Here is a 19,307-nt window from a genome sequence, read left to right on the forward strand (position 1 = left end):
CCTTCGAGTACACAGCCGTTGTTGCCTTGAACACAGTGGTTGCAAGGGTGATCAGAGCTTGCGCGCATATGTGGCGCGCATGACGCAGTCGAGGGGGGGATAGTAATGTTCCAGTGCAGAAATTTCTTGTCGCTGGTCAACCTTATTGCTACGATTCAACGCAGTGCCTCATATATATGCACTAAATACCGGTTTTATAAGACAAATTTTCCCTCGCGGGCGTTCACAGCGCCGCTGCAGGGCAGGAAGGGCAGCTGAGGGAGTGCGCTCGTGATCAATCTAGGTTCCTTGTTTGGAAAGTCGAGCCCGCCACTCGCCGGTCTCGACATCAGCACCTCGGGCGTGCGCCTGGTGGAGCTGGCCGATGCCGGCAAGGGTGAATTGCGCCTGGAGCGCTATGCCGCCGAACCGCTGCCGCGCGGCGCGGTCGTAGACGGCAACATCGAAAATATCGACCAGGTCGCCGAAGCCGTGCGCCGCGTCTGGAAGAAGAGCGGCTCCAAGGCCAAACACGTGGCCCTGGGCATGCCGCCGGCTGCCGTCATCACCAAGAAAATCATCCTCCCGGCCGGCCTGGCGGAAGACCAGCTCGAAGTGCAGGTCGAATCCGAGGCCAGCCAGTACATCCCCTTCGCGCTCGACGAAGTGAGCCTGGACTTCGACGTGATCGGTCCCGCGCCGAATTCGGCGGAGGACATGGAGGTCATGCTGGCCGCCGCGCGCCGCGAAAAGGTCGAGGACCGCGTGGCGATCGCCGAAGCCGCGGGCCTCACGGCGACCGTGATGGACATCGAATCCTATGCCGCCCGCAGCGCGCTGGAGCGCGCAATGGAGCGCTCCGCGAACAAGGGCTCCGAGCAGATCGTCGCCCTGTTCCAGATGGGCGCCCAGGCCACCCACGTCTCCGTGCTGCTGGGCGGCGAAACCGTCTACGAGCGCGAGCAGCCTTTCGGCGGCAACCAGCTGACCCAGGACATCGTGCGCGCCTACGGCCTGTCCTTCGAGGAAGCCGAGACCCGCAAGAAATCCGGCGACCTGCCGGAAAACTACCGCGCCGACCTGCTCGCTCCTTTCCTCGAGAACGCGGCGCTGGAAGTCACGCGCGCGATCCAGTTCTTTTACACGTCCACGCCCTACACGCGCATCGACCAGCTCTACCTGGCCGGCGGCAGCGCGCTGGTGCCGGGACTGCTCGACATCATCGCTGGCCGCACCCGGATCCCGAGCGCGCTCGTGAATCCATTCGAGGACATGCTGATGGGCGCCCAGGTGCGCGAACAGCAGCTGCGCCAGGAAGGCGCTGCTTACCTGGTGGCCTGCGGCCTGGCGATGCGGAGGTTCGGCTGATGATCCGTATTAATCTCCTGCCTCACCGCGAGGCCAAGCGCAAGCAGAAGCAGGCCGCGTTCTACGCCCTGCTGGCCCTGGGCGCCGCCGCCGGCGTCGCCGTGGTGCTGGCGGTCGGCGCCTACAACGCGCGCCAGCTGTCGGCCCAGGACCAGCGCAACCTGGTGCTCAAGAAGGCCAACGCCGAACTCGACAAGCAGATCGCCGAGATCAAGACCCTCAAGGAAGAAATCGAAGCGCTGAAGGCGCGCCAGCAGGCCGTCCAGGACGTGCAGGGCGACCGCAACCAGCCGGTCTACCTGCTGGACGAACTGGTGCGCCAGACGCCGGAAGGCATGCACCTGAAGTCGCTCAAGCAGGAAGGCCGGCGCGTGGTCCTGACCGGCTACGCCCAGTCGCAGGAGCGCGTGGCGGAACTGCTGCGCAATCTGTCGGGCAACTCGGCCTGGCTGGAGCGTCCCGAACTGGTCGAAGTGAAGGCCGTCACCCTGGCGCAGAGCAAGACCGGCCGCAAGGTGGTCGAGTTCACGCTGTCGGTGGCGATCAAGCGCCCGACCGACGGCGAGGAAGAGGGCCAGGACGCGGCAGGCGCCGCCAGGCCTGCGGGCAAAGGCGGGTCCGGAGTGAAGTCATGAACATCGATCTGAAAGACATCGGTCCGCGCCTGGCGGAACAGTTCCAGGGCCTGCAGGGCCGCCATCCGGGCCAGTGGCCGCTGGCGCCGCGCCTGCTGTGCGCGGCCGGCGTGATGGCGCTGGTCGCCGGCCTGGGCTACTTCTTCTACTGGAGCGGCCAGTTCGAGAAGCAGGAAAAAGGCGCGCGCGAAGAGCAGAAGCTGCGCGACGAATACAAGAGCAAGATGGCCCAGGCGATCAACCTGGAAGCGCTCAAGCAGCAGAAGATCGAAGTCGACAAGTCGGTTGTGCTGCTGGAAAAGCAGCTGCCGAGCAAGTCGGAAATGGCGCGCCTGCTGTCGGACATCAACCAGGCCGGCGTCGGCCGCGGCCTGCAGTTCGAGCTGTTCAAGCCGGGCCAGGAAGTGGTGCGCGACTACTACGCCGAGCTGCCGATCGAGATCAAGGTGACGGGCCGCTACAACGACATCGGCGCCTTCGCCGCCGACATGGCCAACCTGCCGCGTATCGTCACCCTGAACAACATGTCCGTCGTCACGGGCAAGGACGGCGCCCTGCAGATGGACGCCGTGGCCAAGACCTTCCGCTACCTCGACCAGGACGAGCTGAACGCCCAGCGCCAGGCGCGCGAGGACAAGAAAGCCAAGGGCAAGAAGGGCAAGAAGGCCAAGGGCAAGGGCAAGAACGCCGAAGGAGACGCCAAATGATGCGCCTGAACCGCATTGCGCCACTGCTGGCGGCCGTGCTGCTGGCCGGCTGCGGCGACGGCGGCGTGAACGAAGTCCGCACCTGGATGAAGAAGGTCGAGAAGGAAACCAGGCCTTCGGTCAAGCCGCTGCCGGCCGTCAAGCCCTTCGTCCCGTACGCCTACAATCCGGGCGCGGCCATCGAGCCCTTCAGCCAGGACAAGCTGCTGACCGAAATGGCGCGCGTGGCCGAGGCCTCGGCCAGCAAGAACAAGCCCGACACCAGCCGTCCGAAAGAACTGCTGGAGAATTATCCGCTCGACACCATGCGCATGGTCGGCACCCTGCAGAAGGCCGGCGTCAGCTATGCGCTGGTGCAGATCGACAAGGCGGTGTACCAGGTCCGTGCGGGCCAGCGCATCGGCGAAAACTACGGCGTCGTCACCCGCGTGACCGACGGCGCCATCCATATCAGGGAAGTGATGCAGGACGCCACCGGCGACTGGGTCGAGCGCATGGCGACGATCGAGCTGCATGACAGTAAGGAGACTGGGAAATGACCCATCAAGCAATGATTCGTTTCGTCGTCCCGGCATGGCTGGCGCGCGGCGCCGGCGCGATGCTGCTGGCCATGGCGGCCGGCAGCGCCCTGGCGCAAGGCAATGCGATCGAATCGATCACCGCCAACCAGCAGGGCTCGAACGTCGTCATCAACGTGGCGATGCGCGCGGCGCCCGCCAAGGCGCCGATCGGCTTCTCGATCACCAACCCGGCCCGCATCGCGCTCGACTTCGGCGCCACCGCCAACGCCACCGGCAAGAGCTCCCAGGAGATCAACCTGGGCGACGTGCGCGGCGTGAACGTGGTGCAGGCCGGCGAGCGCACCCGCCTGGTGCTGAACCTGGCGCGCCCGCTGAACTACGCCACCGCGGTCGACGGCAAGTCCGTGATCGTCACCGTGGAAGGCTCGGGCGGCGTGGCCCAGGCCGTGAACGCGGCCGGCATGCCTGCCGCGGCGGCGCCGGCCCCGGCGGCCGCCGGCCGCCAACTGCTGCGCAACCTCGATTTCCGCCGCGGCGCCAATGGCGAAGGCCGCGTTGTGGTCGACCTGCCGCACAGCCAGGTGGCGGTCGACGTGCGCCAGGCCGGCAACCAGATCCATGTCGACTTCCTGCGCACCGGACTGCCGGAAGCGCTGCGCCGCCGCCTGGACGTGACCGATTTCGGCACCCCGGTGTCGCGCGTGACCACCTCCGCCCAGGGCGAGAACGTGCGCATGACCATCGACGCGCAAGGCAACTGGGAGCAGTCGGTGTACCAGAGCGACACCCAGCTGGTGGTCGATGTGCGCCCGGTCAAGGAAGACCCGAACCGGGTGGGCCCCGGCCCCCAGGGCTACCGCGGCGAGAAGCTGTCCTTCAACTTCCAGAGCGTGGAAGTGCGCGCCGCCCTGCAGGCGATCGCCGACATCTCGGGCCTGAACATCATCACCAGCGATTCCGTGACCGGCAACCTGACCCTGCGCCTGCGCGACGTGCCCTGGGACCAGGCGCTCGACGTGGTGCTGCAGGCCAAGGGCCTGGACATGCGCAAGAACGGCAACGTGCTGTGGATCGCGCCCAAGGAAGAACTGCTGACCAAGGAAAAGCTCGAGCTCGAGCAGCGCGCCCAGATCGCCGACCTCGAGCCGCTGCGCTCCGAGATCTTCCAGCTGAACTACCAGAAGGCGGAAGCCTTCCGCACCGTGTTCGGCCTGGACGCCAGCGGCGCCGCCGCCGCCGACAGCAAGAACCGCGTGCTGTCCAAGCGCGGCAGCGCCATCATCGACCCGCGCACCAACCAGCTGTTCGTGACCGACATCGCTTCCAAGATCGAGGACATCCGCAAGCTGATCCAGAAGACCGACATCGCCTCGAAGCAGGTCCTGATCGAGGCCCGCCTGGTCGAGGCCAACGACGGCTTCTCGCGCAACCTGGGCGCCAAGCTCGGCTTCGCCGACCTGCGCACCCTGCGCGGCGGCGACTCGGGCTGGCAGGTCAAGGGCAACGAGCGCGTCGCCATCGGCGGCAACCTCACCGGCGTGGGCCAGGTCACCGGCCAGACCCCGGACGAGGGCGACGGCTACACCAACACCACCATGGTCAACCTGCCCGCCGCCGGCATCGCGGGCATCCCGGCCACCTCGCTGGCCTTCAGCCTGTTCTCCTCGGCCGCCAACCGCTTCCTGAACCTGGAACTGTCGGCGCTGGAAGCCGACGGCAAGGGCAAGATCATCTCGAGCCCGCGCGTGGTCACCGAGGACAAGCAGATCGCCGTGATCGAGCAGGGCATCGAGCTGCCCTACCAGGTGGCGACCAGCAGCGGCGCGACCTCGATCGCCTTCAAGAAGGCCAACCTGCGCCTCGAGGTGACGCCGCAGATCACCCCGGACGGCAACGTGGTGCTGGACGTGGACGTGAACAAGGATTCGAAGGGCGAGGAAACCCGCGCCGGCTTCGCCATCAACACCCAGCACGTGAAGACTAAGGTGATGGTGGAGAACGGCGGCACCGTGGTGCTGGGCGGTATCTACCAGCAGGCCGAGCGCAACAGCGAGAGCAAGGTGCCGGTGCTGGGCGACGTCCCGGTCCTGGGCCATCTGTTCAAGACCACCGGCCGGGAGAATACCAAGACCGAATTGCTGGTGTTCATCACACCAAAGATCGTGACCGAGCGCAGTAACAACCTGCGCTGATCATCGCGCCGGCCGGGTCGTCCCGGCCGGTTTTTCGTTTACCACGACGAATTTACCCAAACGGCATAAACAACAGGAACAAGAACGTCATGCAACACACTCCAGAACAGGGAACCCGGACCTCGCCCGGGCATCTGACCCAATTGGCGCTGGCCGCGCTGGTCGCGGCCAGCCTGGCCGCCTGCGGCGGCGGCGGCGGCTCGGCAGGCGTCGGCGGCGACGGCAGCGGCACCGGCACAGGCACGACCCCGGGCACCGGCACCACCCCGGGCACCGGCACGGTCGCCGCGCCGAAGATGGACCTGACCCTGGCCGACGGCGCCGGCACTGCCGTCACCTCGCTTTCCGGCGGCCAGAGCGCCTCGGTCAAGGCGACCGTGCTGACGGCGGCCGGCAAGCCGGCGGCCGGCGCCATCGTCCAGTTCACTGCGGGCACCGCCAACCTGGTCAGCTTCATTCCCGAAACCGGCTCCGCGCTGACCGATGCCAACGGCGTGGCCGTCGTCACCGTCAAGCCGGCCAGCACCAGCGCCGCGGGCGCGGTGGCGATCACCGGCACCGCCGTGGTCGAGGGCAAGACCGCCACCTTCACCCGCAACATCACCATCGGCGCCGCGCCGCTGACGATCGGGACGCTGAGCTTCGCGCCGCAGCCGGCCGGGCGCCTGCCGGCCTTCAGCACCCTGTCGCTGAACATTCCCGTCACCAGCGGCGGCCAGCCGGCCAGCTCGGTCTCGGGCCTGACCATGACTTCGCTGTGCGTCAACAACGGCACCGCCTCCCTGGTGCCGGGCAGCTTCGCCAACGGCGTCCAGACCGCGACCTATACCAACAACGGCTGCCTGCTCGGGCGCGACACCATCACCGTTTCGCTCGGCAACTCGACCCAGACCATCGGCGTCGACGTCGACGCGGCCAATATCGGTTCCATCCAGTTCTCCAGCAGCAGCGTGGCCGGCAGCTCGATCGTGCTGAAGGGTTCGGGCGGCCTGGGCCGCTCCGAATCGGCGCAGCTGATCTTCCGCGTGGTCGACCAGCACGGCAACGGCCTGCCGGGCGTGGACGTGAACTTCAGCGCCACCACCAGCACCGGCGGCCTGGCCGTGTCGCCGGCGCGCGCCACCACCGACAACAGCGGCCAGGTCTCGACCATGGTCTCCTCTGGCACGATCCCGACCCCGGTGCGCGTGGTCGCCGAGGCCACCCGCAACGGCGTGACGATCAGCGGCCTGTCCGACGCGCTGACCATCTCGACCGGCCTGCCGATCCAGAAATCGATGTCGATGAGCGCCTCGAAGTTCAACATCGAGGGCATGGACTACGACGGCGAAAGCACCGACATCACGGTGCGCCTGGCCGACCAGTACGGCAACCCGGTGTCGGACAACACCGTGGTCAACTTCGTCACCGAAGGCGGCGCGATCGGCTCGTCGGCGCAGGGCGCCTGCGTGACCACCGACGGCGGCTGCACGGTGCCGCTGCGCAGCCAGGCCTTCAGGCCGCTCAACGGCCGCGTCACTGTGCTGGCCTATGTGCAGGGTATCGAGAACTTCGTCGACCTGAACGGCGACGGCCAGTACACCTGCACCGGCTACACCGGCAGCACGCCTTACCGTCCGCTGGTCGACGCCTGCCCGAGCGGCGGCGAGCCTTTCCCGGGCGCGAGCACCGGCCAGAGCGGCGACCTGCCCGACGCCTTCCTCGACGCCAACGTGAACGGCGCCTATGAAGCAAGCGCCGGCGACCTGCCGTTCCCGTACAACCGCAGCGCCTACAGCGCCGCGGGCGACGGCAAGTGGGGCCTGAACTACATCCGCCGTTCCTTCGAGATCGTGTTCAGCGGTTCGGACGCCAACATGGTCCGCCAGGTCTGCAGCACCGACAGCAGCGGCAATCCGAGCTGCCGCGACTGGAACAGCGCCCCCGGCGGCGACGGCGACCCGAGCGTGCTCCAGGGCCTGTCGGGAGGCTCCTGCAAATCGGTCGACCTGACCTTCCGCCTGTACGATTCCAACAATAATCCATTGCCTGTCGGCACCAAAGTCGGCGCGACGGACGTGACCAAGGTGAAGCCGGGGACCTTCTTCCCGGACGTGGTGCCCTCGACCAACAACGCCGGTGGCACGATCCACACGGTGACGGTCAAGCCGGAAGACGCTTGCGCAGCGGGCGACTTCCTGCTGCAGGTGGTCACCCCGCGCGGCAAGGGCAAGAGCTACCGCTTCAGGAGCGCATGATCCGGGGCGGGCCTGAGGGCCCGCCTTGCGTTTTTTTACCGGAACAGGGAACGGCCAGTCTATACTGGCCGTTTTACCATCTAAGCGGGTTTGGTAGTGCCTCATCCCAAGAACAACAATATCTTCCTCGTCGGCCTGATGGGAGCGGGGAAGACCACCATCGGCAGGCTGCTTGCACGGAAGTTGAACAAGCGCTTCGTGGACTCGGACCACGAGATCGAAGCGCGCACCGGCGCCTCGATTCCCTGGATTTTCGAGATCGAGGGCGAAGCCTGCTTCCGGCGCCGCGAAGCGGACGTGATCCGCGACCTGAGCGCCCAGCACGACCTGGTGCTGGCCACCGGCGGCGGCGCGGTCCTGAATGCCGCCAGCCGGGCCTTGCTGGCCGAGCGCGGCACCGTGGTCTACCTGCGCGCCTCGATCAACAGCATCCTGCAGCGCACCGCGCACGACAAGAACCGCCCGCTGCTGCAGACCCTTGACCCGCGCAAGAAGCTGGAGGAATTGCTGGCCCAGCGCGACCCCCTGTACCGCGAGATTGCCGACCTGGTCATCGACACCGGCCGTCCTAACGTACAATCGATGGTACAGACCATATTGGACCAGATCGCCGCGCTCGAAGCAGCACGGGCGCGCCGGCTGGCGAAGACATCGATGAACGAACAGGCACCCATTACCCTCAACGTCGAACTCGGCGACCGCAGCTATCCGATCGTGATCGGCCCCCACCTGCTGGACGACGGCGCGCTTCTCTCGCGCCACATCGCCGGCAGCAAGGCCGCCATCGTCACCAACACCACCATCGCGCCGCTCTACCTGGAGCGCGTCGCCGGCCATCTGCGCGCGGCCGGCCTGGAAGTGGTGGAGATCGTGCTGCCGGACGGCGAGGAGCACAAGAACTGGCAGTCGCTGAACCTGGTGTTCGACGCGCTGCTGGCCGCCAAATGCGACCGCAAGACCACCCTGGTGGCCCTGGGCGGCGGCGTGATCGGCGACCTGACCGGCTATGCGGCCGCCAGCTACATGCGCGGCGTGCCCTTCGTGCAGATCCCGACGACCCTGCTGTCCCAGGTCGATTCCTCGGTGGGCGGCAAGACCGGCATCAACCACCCGCTGGGCAAGAACATGATCGGCGCCTTCTACCAGCCGCGCGCGGTGCTAGCCGATACCTCCACCCTCGACACCCTGCCGGCGCGCGAGCTGTCGGCCGGCCTGGGCGAGGTGATCAAGCACGGCGCCATCCTGGACGCCGCCTACTTCGAATGGATCGAGCAGAACATCGCCAAGCTGGTGGCGCGCGATCCGGAAGCGCTGGCGCACGCCATCGCGCGCTCCTGCGAAATCAAGGCCGACGTGGTGCGCAAGGACGAGCGCGAAGGCGGCCTGCGCGCGGTGCTGAACTTCGGCCACACCTTCGGCCACGCGATCGAATCGGGCCTGGGCTATGGCGAATGGCTGCACGGCGAAGCCGTGGGCTGCGGCATGGTGATGGCGGCCGACCTGTCGGCGCGCCTGGGCCTGATCGACGAGGCCGCCGTCGAACGCGTGCGCAACCTGGTGCGCGCGGCCGGCCTGCCGACCACGGCGCCCGACCTGGGCGAGCAGCGCTGGATCGAGCTGATGGCGGTCGACAAGAAGAACGAGGGCGGGGAGATCCGCTTCATCCTGCTCAAGCCCCTGGGCAGCCCGTCGATCACCACGGTGCCGATCGACACCCTGCGCGCCACCCTGGAGGCCTGCACATCATGATGGATTTCGACGCCCATCTCGCAGCTTATGCGGCGCACTCGTCGAAGTCGCGCGGGCGTCGCTACCCGGAACCGGCCCCTGGCTCGCGCAGCGAGTTCCAGCGCGACCGCGACCGCATCATCCACTCGACGGCCTTCCGCCGGCTCGAGTACAAGACCCAGGTCTTCCTCAACCACGAGGGCGACCTGTTCCGCACCCGCCTGACGCACAGCATCGAGGTGGCCCAGATCGGCCGCACGCTGGCGCGCAGCCTGCGCCTGAACGAGGACCTGGTCGAGGCCACCGCGCTGGCGCACGACCTGGGCCACACGCCTTTCGGCCACGTGGGCCAGGACGTGCTCAACGAATGCATGAAGGACTACGGCGGCTTCGAGCACAACCTGCAAAGCCTGCGCGTGGTCGACCACCTGGAAGAGCACTACGGCGCCTTCGACGGCCTGAACCTGAGCTTCGAGACGCGCGAGGGCATCCTCAAGCACTGCTCACTGAACAACGCGCGCCAGCTGGGCGAGCTGGGGCAGCGCTTCATCGACAAGGCCCAGCCCAGCCTGGAAGCCCAGCTGACCAACCTGGCGGACGAGATCGCGTACAACAACCACGATATCGACGACGGGCTGCGTTCGGGGCTGCTGACGATGGCGCAGATGGAAGAAGTGGAGCTGTTCGCGCGCCACCGGCATGCGGTGGAGGCGCAGTATCCGGGCTTGCCGGGCAGGCGGGCGCTGTACGAGACCATCCGGCTGATGATCACGGCGATGACGGCGGACCTGGTGGAGACCTCGGCGGCGCGCATCCTGGACGCCGCGCCGAAGAGCATCGACGATGTCAGGGCGGGGCCGCCGCTGATTCGTTTTTCTGACGAGATGCGGGCGCAGACCACGGCGCTCAAGCGCTTCCTGCATGCGAACCTGTACCGCCACTTCCAGGTCAACCGCATGCGCGTCAAGGCCAGCCGCGTGGTGCGGGAGCTGTTCGATGCGTTCATGCAGGATCCGGTGCTGCTGCCGACGGATTACCAGGTGCAGGGCGATGTGATGAAGCAGGCGAGGAAGATTGCGGATTACATTGCGGGGATGACGGATCGGTATGCGATCCGGGAGCATAAGCGGATTTTTTCGCTTGATCAGTTCTGAGCTGCGGGCCTGCACGCAAACTTGGAGCAGCCACTCACACAAACAAACTCGGCTGCCCCAACTCCACCAACAGCTTCTTGACCGGCGCCGGCAGCGGCGCATCGGCGATGGCATCCAGATGCCACCACACATGCCTCCCGGTGGCGCCCCCGCGCGCATCCAGCCTCACCATGAACGGCGCGATATGCAGCCGGTAGTGCGTGAACACATGCACCAGATGCCCCAGCGCCTGCACTTCGTCCACCGTCCCGAACTGCGCCGCCTCGCGCGCGATCTCCGCCGTATCGTATTGGTCGGCCTCGTCCTCCAGCGCCACGTGCCCGCCGACTTCCGGCAGCGACAGCAAGCCGCCCCAGATCCCGGTCCCCGGCCTTTGCTCCAGCAGCACCTGCCCGTTATCGACGACGACCAGCAACGCCGTGCGCTTCTCCGGCGTCGCCTTCTTCGGTTTGCGCACCGGCAGCTCCGCGGTGCGCCCGGTGGCGTAGGCCACGCAGCGCGCCTGCAGCGGGCAGCGGCCGCAATCGGGTTTCGAGCGCGTGCACAAGGTGGCGCCCAGGTCCATCAGGCCCTGCGTGTACGCCTGCATGCCGTCGCCCTCCGGAAGAAGCGCATCCGCACGCCGCCACAGCGCATCCTCGACCGGCTTGGCGCCCGGATAGGCGTCGATGCCGAACACCCGCGCGAACACGCGCTTGACGTTCCCGTCCAGGATCGCGGCGCGCGCGCCGGACGAGAAGGCAGCGATCGCCGCCGCCGTCGAGCGTCCGATGCCGGGCAGCTCGGCCAGCAGCGCCGGGTCGCTCGGAAACACGCCGCCGTAATCCGCGACCACCCGTTTGGCGCAGGCATGCAGGTTGCGCGCCCGGGTGTAGTAACCCAGGCCGCTCCACAGGGCCATGACGTCATCAAGCGGCGCCTCGGCCAGCGCCTGCACGGTGGGGAAGCGCTCCAGGAAGCGGCCGTAGTAGCCCAGCACCGCAGCCACCTGCGTCTGCTGCAGCATGATCTCGGACAGCCAGATGCGGTAGGCGTCGCGCGTGTTCTGCCACGGCAGGGTATGGCGGCCGTGCGTGCGCTGCCAGTCGATCACCGCCTGGGAGAAGCTCGGGTCGGTGAGCTCCTCGAGGTGTTTCATGTTCCCGTCCCTCATGCCGCCGCCCTCCGTTCCGGCGCATCGGCATCCAGGCTGGCGCTCACGCGCCCGGCCAGGTCGGCCAGGTAGGCGCGGGTGCGCTCCAGGTCGGCCTGGCTGGCTTCAAAAGCGCCGATCTTCTGTTCCAGGCTGTCGGTGGCGTCGTGGATGCGCTGGATCGAGGCCTGGCGGTGGCGCAACTGGTCGCGGTGCTGGCGGATCTGCGCTTCCAGCGGCGCCATGATCACCTTCAGCCAGTTTTCCGCATCCAGGTTGGCGGCGCGGAAGGCGCGCCGCACGCGCGAGGCGATCGAGTCGAAGAAGCGCTCCAGCAGGGCCGCGCGGCTGCTGAAGAGCAGGGTGGCGGTGCCGAACTGCTTGTCGAACAAGGCTTCGATCTGGTCGATCTCGTCGCGGTAGCGCGCGAGCGAAAGGCTCATCGGCAGGTTCAGCGACAGGCCATGCTCGGCCGAGAACTTGCGGTACATGGTTTCCATCATCGCGCCGATCTCGCCGACCTTGGCCTGCGATGCATCCAGGCTGGCGCGCAGCAGCTCGAAATAGGTGCGCACCGGGGCGCGCATGCCGGTGGCGAAGCGCGCCGCCTGCATCGCCGCGCGCACGGACTCGGTCTGCTCCTGCACCACGTCCATGCCCAGGGTCGTGTACAGCTCCGTGGACAGGCGCGCGAATACCGCGCGCGTGCCCTGCAGCTTGAACAGGCTGGCGTCGAATTCCTTCTTCTCCGCTTCGACCCGGCGCACCATGTGGGCGATCACGCCCTGGTTCTTGCCGCGCAGGCTTTCCAGTTCGTGCTGCTGCTCGACCAGATCGCGCAGGCGCGCGCCCGCCAGCGCCTGCTGGCCGGCCAGCAGGGCGTCCAGGTCGGCGCGCAGCTGGCGCCCGATGATCTCCTTGCGCGCCGGGATCAGGTCGTGGAACAGCGCCGCTTCCAGCGTGCCCAGGCGGCTCTTCTCGAACAGGGCCATGTCGCCGTTGATCTTGCCCACCAGGGCCTTCTGCGCCGATACCGGATACACGCGCGCCGTCTCCAGGCCCAGCAGCTGGGCCACGCCGCGCTGCTGGCGCGCGATCTCGGCCTCGTTGTCCTCGCTGGACTTCAGCTCGTCCCACATGGCGTCGATCTTGTTCAGCACCGCCAGGCGGCCCGGCCCCGCGCCGATATGGGTGCGCCAGACTTCGATGTCGCTCTTGGTCACGCCGGTTTCGGCCGCCAGGATGAACAGCACCGCGTGCGCGTTCGGGATCAGGTTCAGGGTCAGTTCCGGCTCGGTGCCGATGGCGTTCAGGCCCGGCGTGTCGAGGATCACCAGCCCCTGCTTGAGCAGCGGGTGGGGCAGGTTGATGATGGCGTGGCGCCATTGCGGGATCTCGACCGCGCCGTCCTGGGCCAGGCCGGCCGCGAGATCGGGGTCGGCCGGGTCGTACAGGCCGTAGCGCTCCGCCTCGGCGGGCGGCACATGGCGGGTCTGGCTGACCTGGCGGAAGGCCTCGATCATGCGCTCGGGCGAATCGAGTTCCAGCGGCAGCACGGTCCAGGCGCCGGCGTCTTCGCGGAAGTCGCTGGTCGACAGCTGCTGGGCGCGGGTCTCGATCGGCAGCAGGCGGATGCAGGGCGGCAGGGCCGGGTCCCACAGCAGCTCGGTCGGGCACATGGTGGTGCGTCCGGCGCTGGACGGCAGGATGCGCTGGCCGTAGTCGGCGAAGAAGAGGGCGTTGATCAGCTCGGTTTTACCGCGCGAGAATTCGGCCACGAAGGCGACCGAGAGCCGGTCGTCGCGCAAGCGCGCCAGCGCGCGGGCCAGCTGCTGTTCGCCGGCGCCGTCGATCAGCGACGCATCCTGCAGCGCCGCGCCGTAGCCCTCCAGCGCGGATGCCACGAGCGCGCGCCACGCTCCATACTGTTGAAAATCCTGCATGTGTTGCCCTACTTATAAGGTCCGGCCTAGCGCTGGCACTGCGCGCAGTAGAAAGTCGAGCGCTGGCCCTGTTTGATCTGGCGGACCGGCGCCCCGCAGTTGCGGCAAGGCACTCCAGCACGATCATAGACGAAATATGTCTGCTGGAAATATCCAGATTGACCATTTACCGCAATAAAGTCACGCAGGGTCGAGCCGCCTTGCACGATGGCGGCGGCCAGGATCTCCTTGATCGCCTCGGCCAGCTTGTCGTAGCGCGCCCGGCTGATGCGCGAAGCGGCCGTCTTCGGGTTGATCCCGGCGCGGAACAGGCTTTCGCAGGCGTAGATATTGCCGACGCCGACCACGATGTCGCCCGCCAGCAGCACCTGCTTGATCGGCGCGTTGCGGCGCCGCGTCTCCCGGTGCAGCAGGGCGCCGGAAAAACCTTCGCCCAGCGGCTCCACGCCCAGGCCGCGCAGCAGTTCGTGCTCGTCCAGGGGCCCTTGTTCGTTACCGTGCCAGAGCACGGCCCCGAAGCGGCGCGGGTCGTGCAGGCGCAGCACCTGGCGCCCTTCCGGTCCGTTTACGATGAGGTCGAAGTGGTCGTGCTTGCGCGGCTCGATCCCCGGCGGCAGCACGCGCAGGTGCCCGGACATGCCCAGGTGCACGATCAGGGTGCCGTGCTCGAAGCCGATCAGCAGGTATTTGCCGCGGCGATCGGTGTGCGTGATGCGGCGCCCGGCCAGCAGTTCCGACAGGCCCGGCGGGAAAGGCCAGCGCAGGCCTTCGCGGCGGAACACCGCCTGTTCGACGACGCGGCCTTCGATATGGGGCGCGACACCGCGCCGGGTGACTTCTACTTCTGGCAATTCAGGCATGGGGGAGGGGATTCGTGTAATCTGTGCAGTAGAGCGACGAGCCGATGGAGCCGCGTGGCGGGGCCGGCTTGAGCGTAGAATCAGACATCATCTCAAACCTGGACTTGCCTTGAAAAACGCTTTCGTCATTGTAACCCTGTCCGGCCTCCTGACGGCGTGTGCTGTCGCGCCGCAACAGCAGCCGGCGGCGCCTGCCCAGGAGGAGGCGACGCCGCTCGCCCAGGAGCAGGCGGAAGATCTTGCGCTGGACGAAGAAGAAGCCCTGGCCAAGGCGCGCGCCGAACTCGAGGCGCGCCTGCCCAAGGTCGAGCTCAGCAGCAACATGCTCTACCAGCTGATGAAGGCCGAGTTCGAATTCCGCAGCGGCGACTGGCAAGGCCCTTATCTGACGATGCTGAGCCTGGCCCAGCAGACCCGCGATCCGCGCCTGGCGCGCCGCGCCGCCGAGATGGCGGTGGCCGCCAAGCAGGCCGACGACACCCTGGCCGCCGTGCGCCTGTGGCACGACCTGGATCCGGAATCCGAGGAAGCGACCCAGTATTTCGTCGGCATGGCCGTCACCTCCGAGAACATCGCCGATATCGAGCCGATCTTCGAGAAGCGCCTGCGCGAAGCGGCGCCGGCCCGGCGCGGCCTGCTGATGTTCCAGATGCAGCAGCTGCTGACCCGCGCCAAGGACAAGGACGCCGCCGGCGCCATGCTGGAACGCCTGATCGCGCCCTATGGCCAGACCATGGAAGCGCGCATCGTACGCGCGCAGATGGCCCTGAGCCGCGGCGACAAGGACGCGGCCCAGCAGGAAGCGCGCGCCGCGCTCGTGGCCAAGCCCGATTCCGAGATCGCGGCCCTGATGCTGGCCCAGACCATCGAGGACGAGGACCAGGTGATGGCGCTGCTGGACCAGTTCCTGAAGAACAACCCGAAGGCGCGCGACGTGCGCGCGGCCCGTGCCCGCATCCTGGTCAACCGCAAGGATTATCCGGGCGCGCGCCAGGAATTCGAACTACTGCTGCAGGACCAGCCCGATAACGCGGCCCACCTGTATGCGCTCGGCATCCTGGCCACGCAAATGAACGATGCGCCCGGCGCGGAAGGCTATTTCACCCGCTTTATCGAGGTGCTGGGCCGCAATCCGGAGGATGAGCGCGACCCCTCGCGCGCGCTCCTGATCCTGTCCCAGCTGGCGGAGGAGCGGGGCGACCTGGCCGGCGCCCTCCAGTGGCTCGACAAGGTGCCGGACGGTACCGACGCGCAGACCCTGTTCAGCGCCAAACTGCGCCGCGCCCACCTGATCGGCAAGCAGGGCGACCTGCCCAGCGCGCGCCGCCTGCTGTCCGGGATCAAGACCGAGGATGCGGGCCAGGCGGCCCAGGTGGCGGTGGCCGAATCGCAGCTGCTGCGCGACGCCGGCCGCACCATGGAGGCCTATACCCTGATGGAAGCGGCCGCCAAGCGCCATCCGAAGAATCCCGACCTGCTGTACGACTTCGCGCTGCTGGCCGAGAAGATGGGCCGCGTGGACGTGATGGAAAAGCAGCTGCGCGAAGTGATGGCCCAGGCGCCCGACAACCACCACGCCTACAACGCCCTCGGCTATTCGCTGGCCGAGCGCAACGTGCGCCTGCAGGAAGCCTATGGACTGATTGCCAAGGCCATGGAAATGGCGCCGGGCGACCCCTTCATCATGGACAGCATGGGCTGGGTGCACTACCGCCTGGGCAACCTGGACGAGGCGGAAAAGCACCTGCGCCGCGCCTACGGCCTGCGCCGCGACCCCGAGATCGCGGTGCACCTGGGCGAAGTGCTGTGGAAGAAGGGCGACAAGCTCGCGGCCCAGCAGCTGTGGAAGGAAGCGCGCGCCAAGGACCCGCAGAACGACACCTTGCGGACCACGCTGGCGCGGCTCGGCCTGTCCTTGTGAAATAATCCACGTTTTATAGGTTTGGCCGGGATGCGTCCCGGCCAAACCTGTCTGCCATTCACCGATACCACTACCGATGCCGATTTCCCGACGCCTCTCCCTGATCGTTCTTGCCGCCGCCCTGGCCGGCTGCGCCACCACCCGCGCGCCCCTGTCCACCGCCACCGTCGGCGCCTACCGCGAAACCATCGACCTGGCCGGCAAGCTGTCGGTCAACTACATCAAGGACGGCAAGCAGGAATCGCTCAGCGGTAACTTCACCTGGGACCAGGCCCCGGGCCGCATCGACGTCAGCCTGGCTTCGCCGCTGGGACAGACCATCGCCACCATCGCCGTGACGCCCCAGGGGGCGACGCTCACCCAGGCCAACCGCCCGCCGCGCACCGCGGCCGACATCGACGGACTGACCCAGCAGACCCTGGGCTGGACCCTGCCGGTCTCGGGCCTGCGCGACTGGCTGCAGGGCTATGCGCTGGACGCCGAAGGCAAGCGCTTCGCCGCCTCGCCCGCCAACAACAGCGTGGTGACCAAGGACGGCTGGCGCCTGCGCTTCGTCTCCTGGCAGGACGAAACGAGCGCCCAGCCGATCCCGCGGCGCATCGACGCCGAGCGCAGCGCCGCCGGCGACATCCAGGACCTGGCGATCCGCATCGTCGTCAATCCGGCGGGCTGATCCATGCGTTCCCTGCACCATTGCCCGGCCCCGGCCAAGCTCAACCTGTTCCTGCACGTGCTAGGGCGCCGCGCCGACGGCTACCACCTGCTGCAAAGCGTGTTCCAGCTGATCGACCGCGCCGATACCTTGCATTTCGACCTGCGCGAGGACGAGCAGATCCGCCGCACCACCGAAGTCCCGGGCGTGCCCGAGGAGCAGGACCTGATCGTGCGCGCGCTGCGCCTGCTGCAGGCTGAATACCAGCGCCGCCACGGGCGCCTGCCGCCCGGCATCGACGTGGCGGTGGAGAAGATCCTGCCGATGGGGGGAGGGCTGGGCGGCGGTTCGTCCGACGCCGCCACCGCCTTGATGGCGGCCAACCATTTGTGGCAGGCCGGCCTGTCGCGGCAGGAGTTGATGGACCTTGGCCTGCCGCTCGGCGCCGACATTCCCTTCTTCCTGTTCGGCGAGACCGCGTTTGCCGAAGGCATCGGCGAAGCGCTGCAGGCGGTGCCCGGCCCGGACTGCTGGTACGTGGTGATCGAGCCTGGCGTGGCCGTTCCGACCCCTGCAATTTTTTCGGCGCCGGATTTGACAAGGGATACGAAACCGGTCAGAATAGCGGACTTTTCCAGCAACACCGATTCAGGCATTCGGTTGAGCTTCGGAAAGAATGATTTGCAGGACGTGGCCATGCGCCTGTTCCCGCCGGTAGCAGAGGCGGTTGAATGGTTGAGCGGCTACGGCGATGCCAGGATGACTGGCTCAGGGGCGTGCGTGTTCTGCGCGTTCTCCAGCGAAGCCGCTGCCGACCAGGTGTTGGCGGCCATGCCAAATAAGTGGACGGCATGGAAGGCGAAGTCGCTGAAGAGTCACCCGCTGATGAAATCGCTCTTGCAAAATCAGTGAGTTATAGAATAAAATCCTGCCTGTCGACGCGTTAGACGATACAATGTAGAACGCAGCGGCAAGTAGTAAAAGGTCGTGTAGGGGAATCGCCAAGCTGGTTAAGGCACCGGATTTTGATTCCGGCATACCAAGGTTCGAATCCTTGTTCCCCTGCCAAAGTTTTCTTGATCTGTCGATGCGAATGCGTCCAGCAAGGAAATCCGGCGGCGCTAAGCGCCCGTCACTAGCCTAATCAGCCGGACCTCCCGGCTGATTGTTTTTCTAGAATCAACGCTCACCTCTTGGGACTCCCATGGCTTACGAAAACCTGATGGTTTTTACCGGCAATGCCAATCCGGCGCTAGCAGAAGGGGTCGCAAAAAACCTCGGCATTCCTCTCGGCAAGGCCGTGGTCTCGAAGTTCTCTGACGGCGAAGTAATGGTCGAAATCAACGAGAACGTTCGTGGCAAGGACGTCTTCGTTCTGCAATCGACCTGCGCTCCCACCAATGACAACCTGATGGAAATCATCCTGATGGTTGACGCGCTCAAGCGCGCATCGGCAGGCCGCATCACCGCCGCCATTCCTTACTTCGGCTATGCCCGCCAGGACCGCCGTCCGCGTTCGGCGCGTGTGGCGATCTCGGCGAAAGTCGTGGCCAACATGCTGGAAGAAGCCGGCGTCGAGCGCGTCCTGATCATGGACCTGCACGCCGACCAGATCCAGGGCTTCTTCGACATCCCGGTCGACAACATCTACGCTTCCCCGATCCTGCTGGGCGACCTGCAGAAGCGCAACTACGACGACCTGCTGGTCGTATCGCCGGACGTCGGCGGCGTGGTGCGCGCCCGTGCGCTGGCAAAGCGCCTGGGCTGCGACCTGGCGATCATCGACAAGCGCCGCCCGAAGGCGAACGTGTCGGAAGTCATGAACATCATCGGTGAAGTCGAAGGCCGCAACTGTGTGATCATGGACGACATGGTCGACACCGCAGGTACCCTGTGCAAGGCTGCCGAAGTGCTGAAAGAGCGCGGCGCCAAGAAAGTGGTTGCTTACTGCACGCACCCGGTTCTGTCGGGCCCGGCGATCGAGCGTATCTCGAACTCGCCGCTGGACGAACTGGTCGTCACCGACACCATCCCGCTGAGTGCCGCCGGCGCCGCCTGCAGCAAGATCCGCCAGCTCACCAGCGCACCGCTGCTGGCCGAGACCTTCAAGCGGATCGTGAAGGGCGACTCGGTGATCTCGCTGTTCGTCGACTAAGCAACACCCGCTGTTTTTTCGCGGCGCGCCAGGCTGAATAGCCGGCGCGCCGTTGACGTATAAAAGTTTCAGTATTTTCTTGAGTGCGCAGTACGGCGCTCATTTTTTGGCTGTCCCTGGTCG

General features: G+C 66.7%; 15 protein-coding genes and 1 tRNA gene. 13 read left to right on the plus strand and 3 right to left on the minus strand.

Annotated elements, in window-relative coordinates; genetic code table 11:
* Positions 1 to 270: 270 nt before the first annotated feature.
* The 8 genes from KBW95_RS02445 to KBW95_RS02480 all read left to right on the plus strand — a co-directional run bounded on the left by KBW95_RS02445 (position 271) and on the right by KBW95_RS02480 (position 10,521).
* The gene (locus KBW95_RS02445) at positions 271 to 1,347 is read left to right on the plus strand and encodes a pilus assembly protein PilM (RefSeq protein ID WP_211527404.1); all 1,077 of its coding nucleotides are present in this window, start codon (positions 271 to 273) and stop codon (positions 1,345 to 1,347) included.
* The gene (locus tag KBW95_RS02450) at positions 1,347 to 1,982 is read left to right on the plus strand and encodes a PilN domain-containing protein (RefSeq protein ID WP_211527405.1); all 636 of its coding nucleotides are present in this window, start codon (positions 1,347 to 1,349) and stop codon (positions 1,980 to 1,982) included. Before KBW95_RS02445 ends, KBW95_RS02450 begins: the two co-directional genes overlap by 1 nt.
* Positions 1,979 to 2,689: a type 4a pilus biogenesis protein PilO gene (locus KBW95_RS02455; protein WP_211527406.1), complete on the plus strand. Its 711-nt coding sequence runs from the start codon at positions 1,979 to 1,981 to the stop codon at positions 2,687 to 2,689. The genes KBW95_RS02450 and KBW95_RS02455 overlap by 4 nt, the downstream gene beginning before the upstream one ends.
* Positions 2,686 to 3,228: a pilus assembly protein PilP gene (locus KBW95_RS02460; protein ID WP_211527407.1), complete on the plus strand. Its 543-nt coding sequence runs from the start codon at positions 2,686 to 2,688 to the stop codon at positions 3,226 to 3,228. Before KBW95_RS02455 ends, KBW95_RS02460 begins: the two co-directional genes overlap by 4 nt.
* Positions 3,225 to 5,402 carry a type IV pilus secretin PilQ gene (gene pilQ / locus KBW95_RS02465; RefSeq protein ID WP_373888742.1) on the plus strand — a complete coding sequence of 726 codons (2,178 nt, stop codon included), beginning with the start codon at positions 3,225 to 3,227 and terminating at the stop codon, positions 5,400 to 5,402. The genes KBW95_RS02460 and pilQ overlap by 4 nt, the downstream gene beginning before the upstream one ends.
* A gap of 89 nt (positions 5,403 to 5,491) precedes the next feature.
* Positions 5,492 to 7,639 (plus strand): Ig-like domain-containing protein, encoded by a 2,148-nt coding sequence (locus KBW95_RS02470; RefSeq protein ID WP_211524203.1) that lies wholly within the window; start codon positions 5,492 to 5,494, stop codon positions 7,637 to 7,639.
* 138 nt (positions 7,640 to 7,777) lie between these two features.
* The gene (aroKB, locus tag KBW95_RS02475; RefSeq protein WP_229429503.1) at positions 7,778 to 9,388 is read left to right on the plus strand and encodes a bifunctional shikimate kinase/3-dehydroquinate synthase AroKB; all 1,611 of its coding nucleotides are present in this window, start codon (positions 7,778 to 7,780) and stop codon (positions 9,386 to 9,388) included.
* Entirely contained in the window at positions 9,388 to 10,521 is a 1,134-nt protein-coding gene (locus tag KBW95_RS02480) for a deoxyguanosinetriphosphate triphosphohydrolase (protein ID WP_211524286.1), read from the plus strand. The genes aroKB and KBW95_RS02480 overlap by 1 nt, the downstream gene beginning before the upstream one ends.
* Positions 10,522 to 10,555: 34 nt before the next feature.
* Here the strand turns inward: KBW95_RS02480 and mutY are convergent, their stop codons facing one another.
* The 3 genes from mutY to mutM are packed head-to-tail and all read right to left on the minus strand — an operon-like array spanning position 10,556 to position 14,456.
* Positions 10,556 to 11,659: an A/G-specific adenine glycosylase gene (gene mutY, locus KBW95_RS02485; protein ID WP_211527408.1), complete on the minus strand. Its 1,104-nt coding sequence runs from the start codon at positions 11,657 to 11,659 to the stop codon at positions 10,556 to 10,558.
* Positions 11,660 to 11,670: 11 nt separating this feature from the next.
* Positions 11,671 to 13,596, minus strand: coding sequence for a dynamin family protein (locus tag KBW95_RS02490; RefSeq protein ID WP_211527409.1), 1,926 nt, complete (start codon positions 13,594 to 13,596; stop codon positions 11,671 to 11,673).
* 26 nt (positions 13,597 to 13,622) lie between these two features.
* Positions 13,623 to 14,456 carry a bifunctional DNA-formamidopyrimidine glycosylase/DNA-(apurinic or apyrimidinic site) lyase gene (mutM, locus tag KBW95_RS02495; protein WP_211524207.1) on the minus strand — a complete coding sequence of 278 codons (834 nt, stop codon included), beginning with the start codon at positions 14,454 to 14,456 and terminating at the stop codon, positions 13,623 to 13,625.
* Between the two features lie 109 nt (positions 14,457 to 14,565).
* On the opposite strand from mutM, the gene KBW95_RS02500 reads away from it, so the two are divergent.
* The 5 genes from KBW95_RS02500 (at position 14,566) to KBW95_RS02520 (ending at position 19,184) form a co-directional block, all read left to right on the plus strand.
* Positions 14,566 to 16,377, plus strand: coding sequence for a tetratricopeptide repeat protein (locus KBW95_RS02500; protein ID WP_211524208.1), 1,812 nt, complete (start codon positions 14,566 to 14,568; stop codon positions 16,375 to 16,377).
* A gap of 76 nt (positions 16,378 to 16,453) precedes the next feature.
* Complete coding sequence (locus KBW95_RS02505; RefSeq protein WP_211527410.1) at positions 16,454 to 17,050, plus strand: outer membrane lipoprotein LolB; 597 nt, start codon at positions 16,454 to 16,456, stop codon at positions 17,048 to 17,050.
* Positions 17,051 to 17,053: 3 nt separating this feature from the next.
* Positions 17,054 to 17,941 (plus strand): 4-(cytidine 5'-diphospho)-2-C-methyl-D-erythritol kinase, encoded by an 888-nt coding sequence (ispE, locus tag KBW95_RS02510; protein ID WP_211524210.1) that lies wholly within the window; start codon positions 17,054 to 17,056, stop codon positions 17,939 to 17,941.
* Positions 17,942 to 18,020: 79 nt separating this feature from the next.
* Positions 18,021 to 18,097, plus strand: a tRNA-Gln gene (locus tag KBW95_RS02515).
* A gap of 136 nt (positions 18,098 to 18,233) precedes the next feature.
* A complete protein-coding gene (locus tag KBW95_RS02520) occupies positions 18,234 to 19,184 on the plus strand; it encodes a ribose-phosphate pyrophosphokinase (RefSeq protein WP_211524211.1) in 951 nt (316 codons plus the stop codon).
* Positions 19,185 to 19,307: the final 123 nt, after the last annotated feature.

Origin of the sequence: Massilia sp. ZL223 (genome assembly GCF_018119395.1) — a bacterium.
In the GTDB taxonomy this organism is placed as follows: Bacteria; Pseudomonadota; Gammaproteobacteria; order Burkholderiales; family Burkholderiaceae_D; genus Telluria.

Bases quoted from the DNA above. Each gene is read 5' to 3' on its own strand.
- pilQ (WP_373888742.1), top strand. From the start codon at position 3,225: ATGACCCATCAAGCAATGATTCGTTTCGTCGTCCCGGCATGGCTGGCG.
- KBW95_RS02450 (WP_211527405.1), top strand. From the start codon at position 1,347: ATGATCCGTATTAATCTCCTGCCTCACCGCGAGGCCAAGCGCAAGCAG.
- KBW95_RS02460 (WP_211527407.1), top strand. From the start codon at position 2,686: ATGATGCGCCTGAACCGCATTGCGCCACTGCTGGCGGCCGTGCTGCTG.
- mutY (WP_211527408.1), bottom strand. From the start codon at position 11,659: ATGAAACACCTCGAGGAGCTCACCGACCCGAGCTTCTCCCAGGCGGTG.
- mutM (WP_211524207.1), bottom strand. From the start codon at position 14,456: ATGCCTGAATTGCCAGAAGTAGAAGTCACCCGGCGCGGTGTCGCGCCC.
- aroKB (WP_229429503.1), top strand. From the start codon at position 7,778: ATGGGAGCGGGGAAGACCACCATCGGCAGGCTGCTTGCACGGAAGTTG.
- ispE (WP_211524210.1), top strand. From the start codon at position 17,054: ATGCGTTCCCTGCACCATTGCCCGGCCCCGGCCAAGCTCAACCTGTTC.
- KBW95_RS02480 (WP_211524286.1), top strand. From the start codon at position 9,388: ATGGATTTCGACGCCCATCTCGCAGCTTATGCGGCGCACTCGTCGAAG.
- KBW95_RS02520 (WP_211524211.1), top strand. From the start codon at position 18,234: ATGGCTTACGAAAACCTGATGGTTTTTACCGGCAATGCCAATCCGGCG.
- KBW95_RS02455 (WP_211527406.1), top strand. From the start codon at position 1,979: ATGAACATCGATCTGAAAGACATCGGTCCGCGCCTGGCGGAACAGTTC.
- KBW95_RS02470 (WP_211524203.1), top strand. From the start codon at position 5,492: ATGCAACACACTCCAGAACAGGGAACCCGGACCTCGCCCGGGCATCTG.
- KBW95_RS02505 (WP_211527410.1), top strand. From the start codon at position 16,454: ATGCCGATTTCCCGACGCCTCTCCCTGATCGTTCTTGCCGCCGCCCTG.
- KBW95_RS02490 (WP_211527409.1), bottom strand. From the start codon at position 13,596: ATGCAGGATTTTCAACAGTATGGAGCGTGGCGCGCGCTCGTGGCATCC.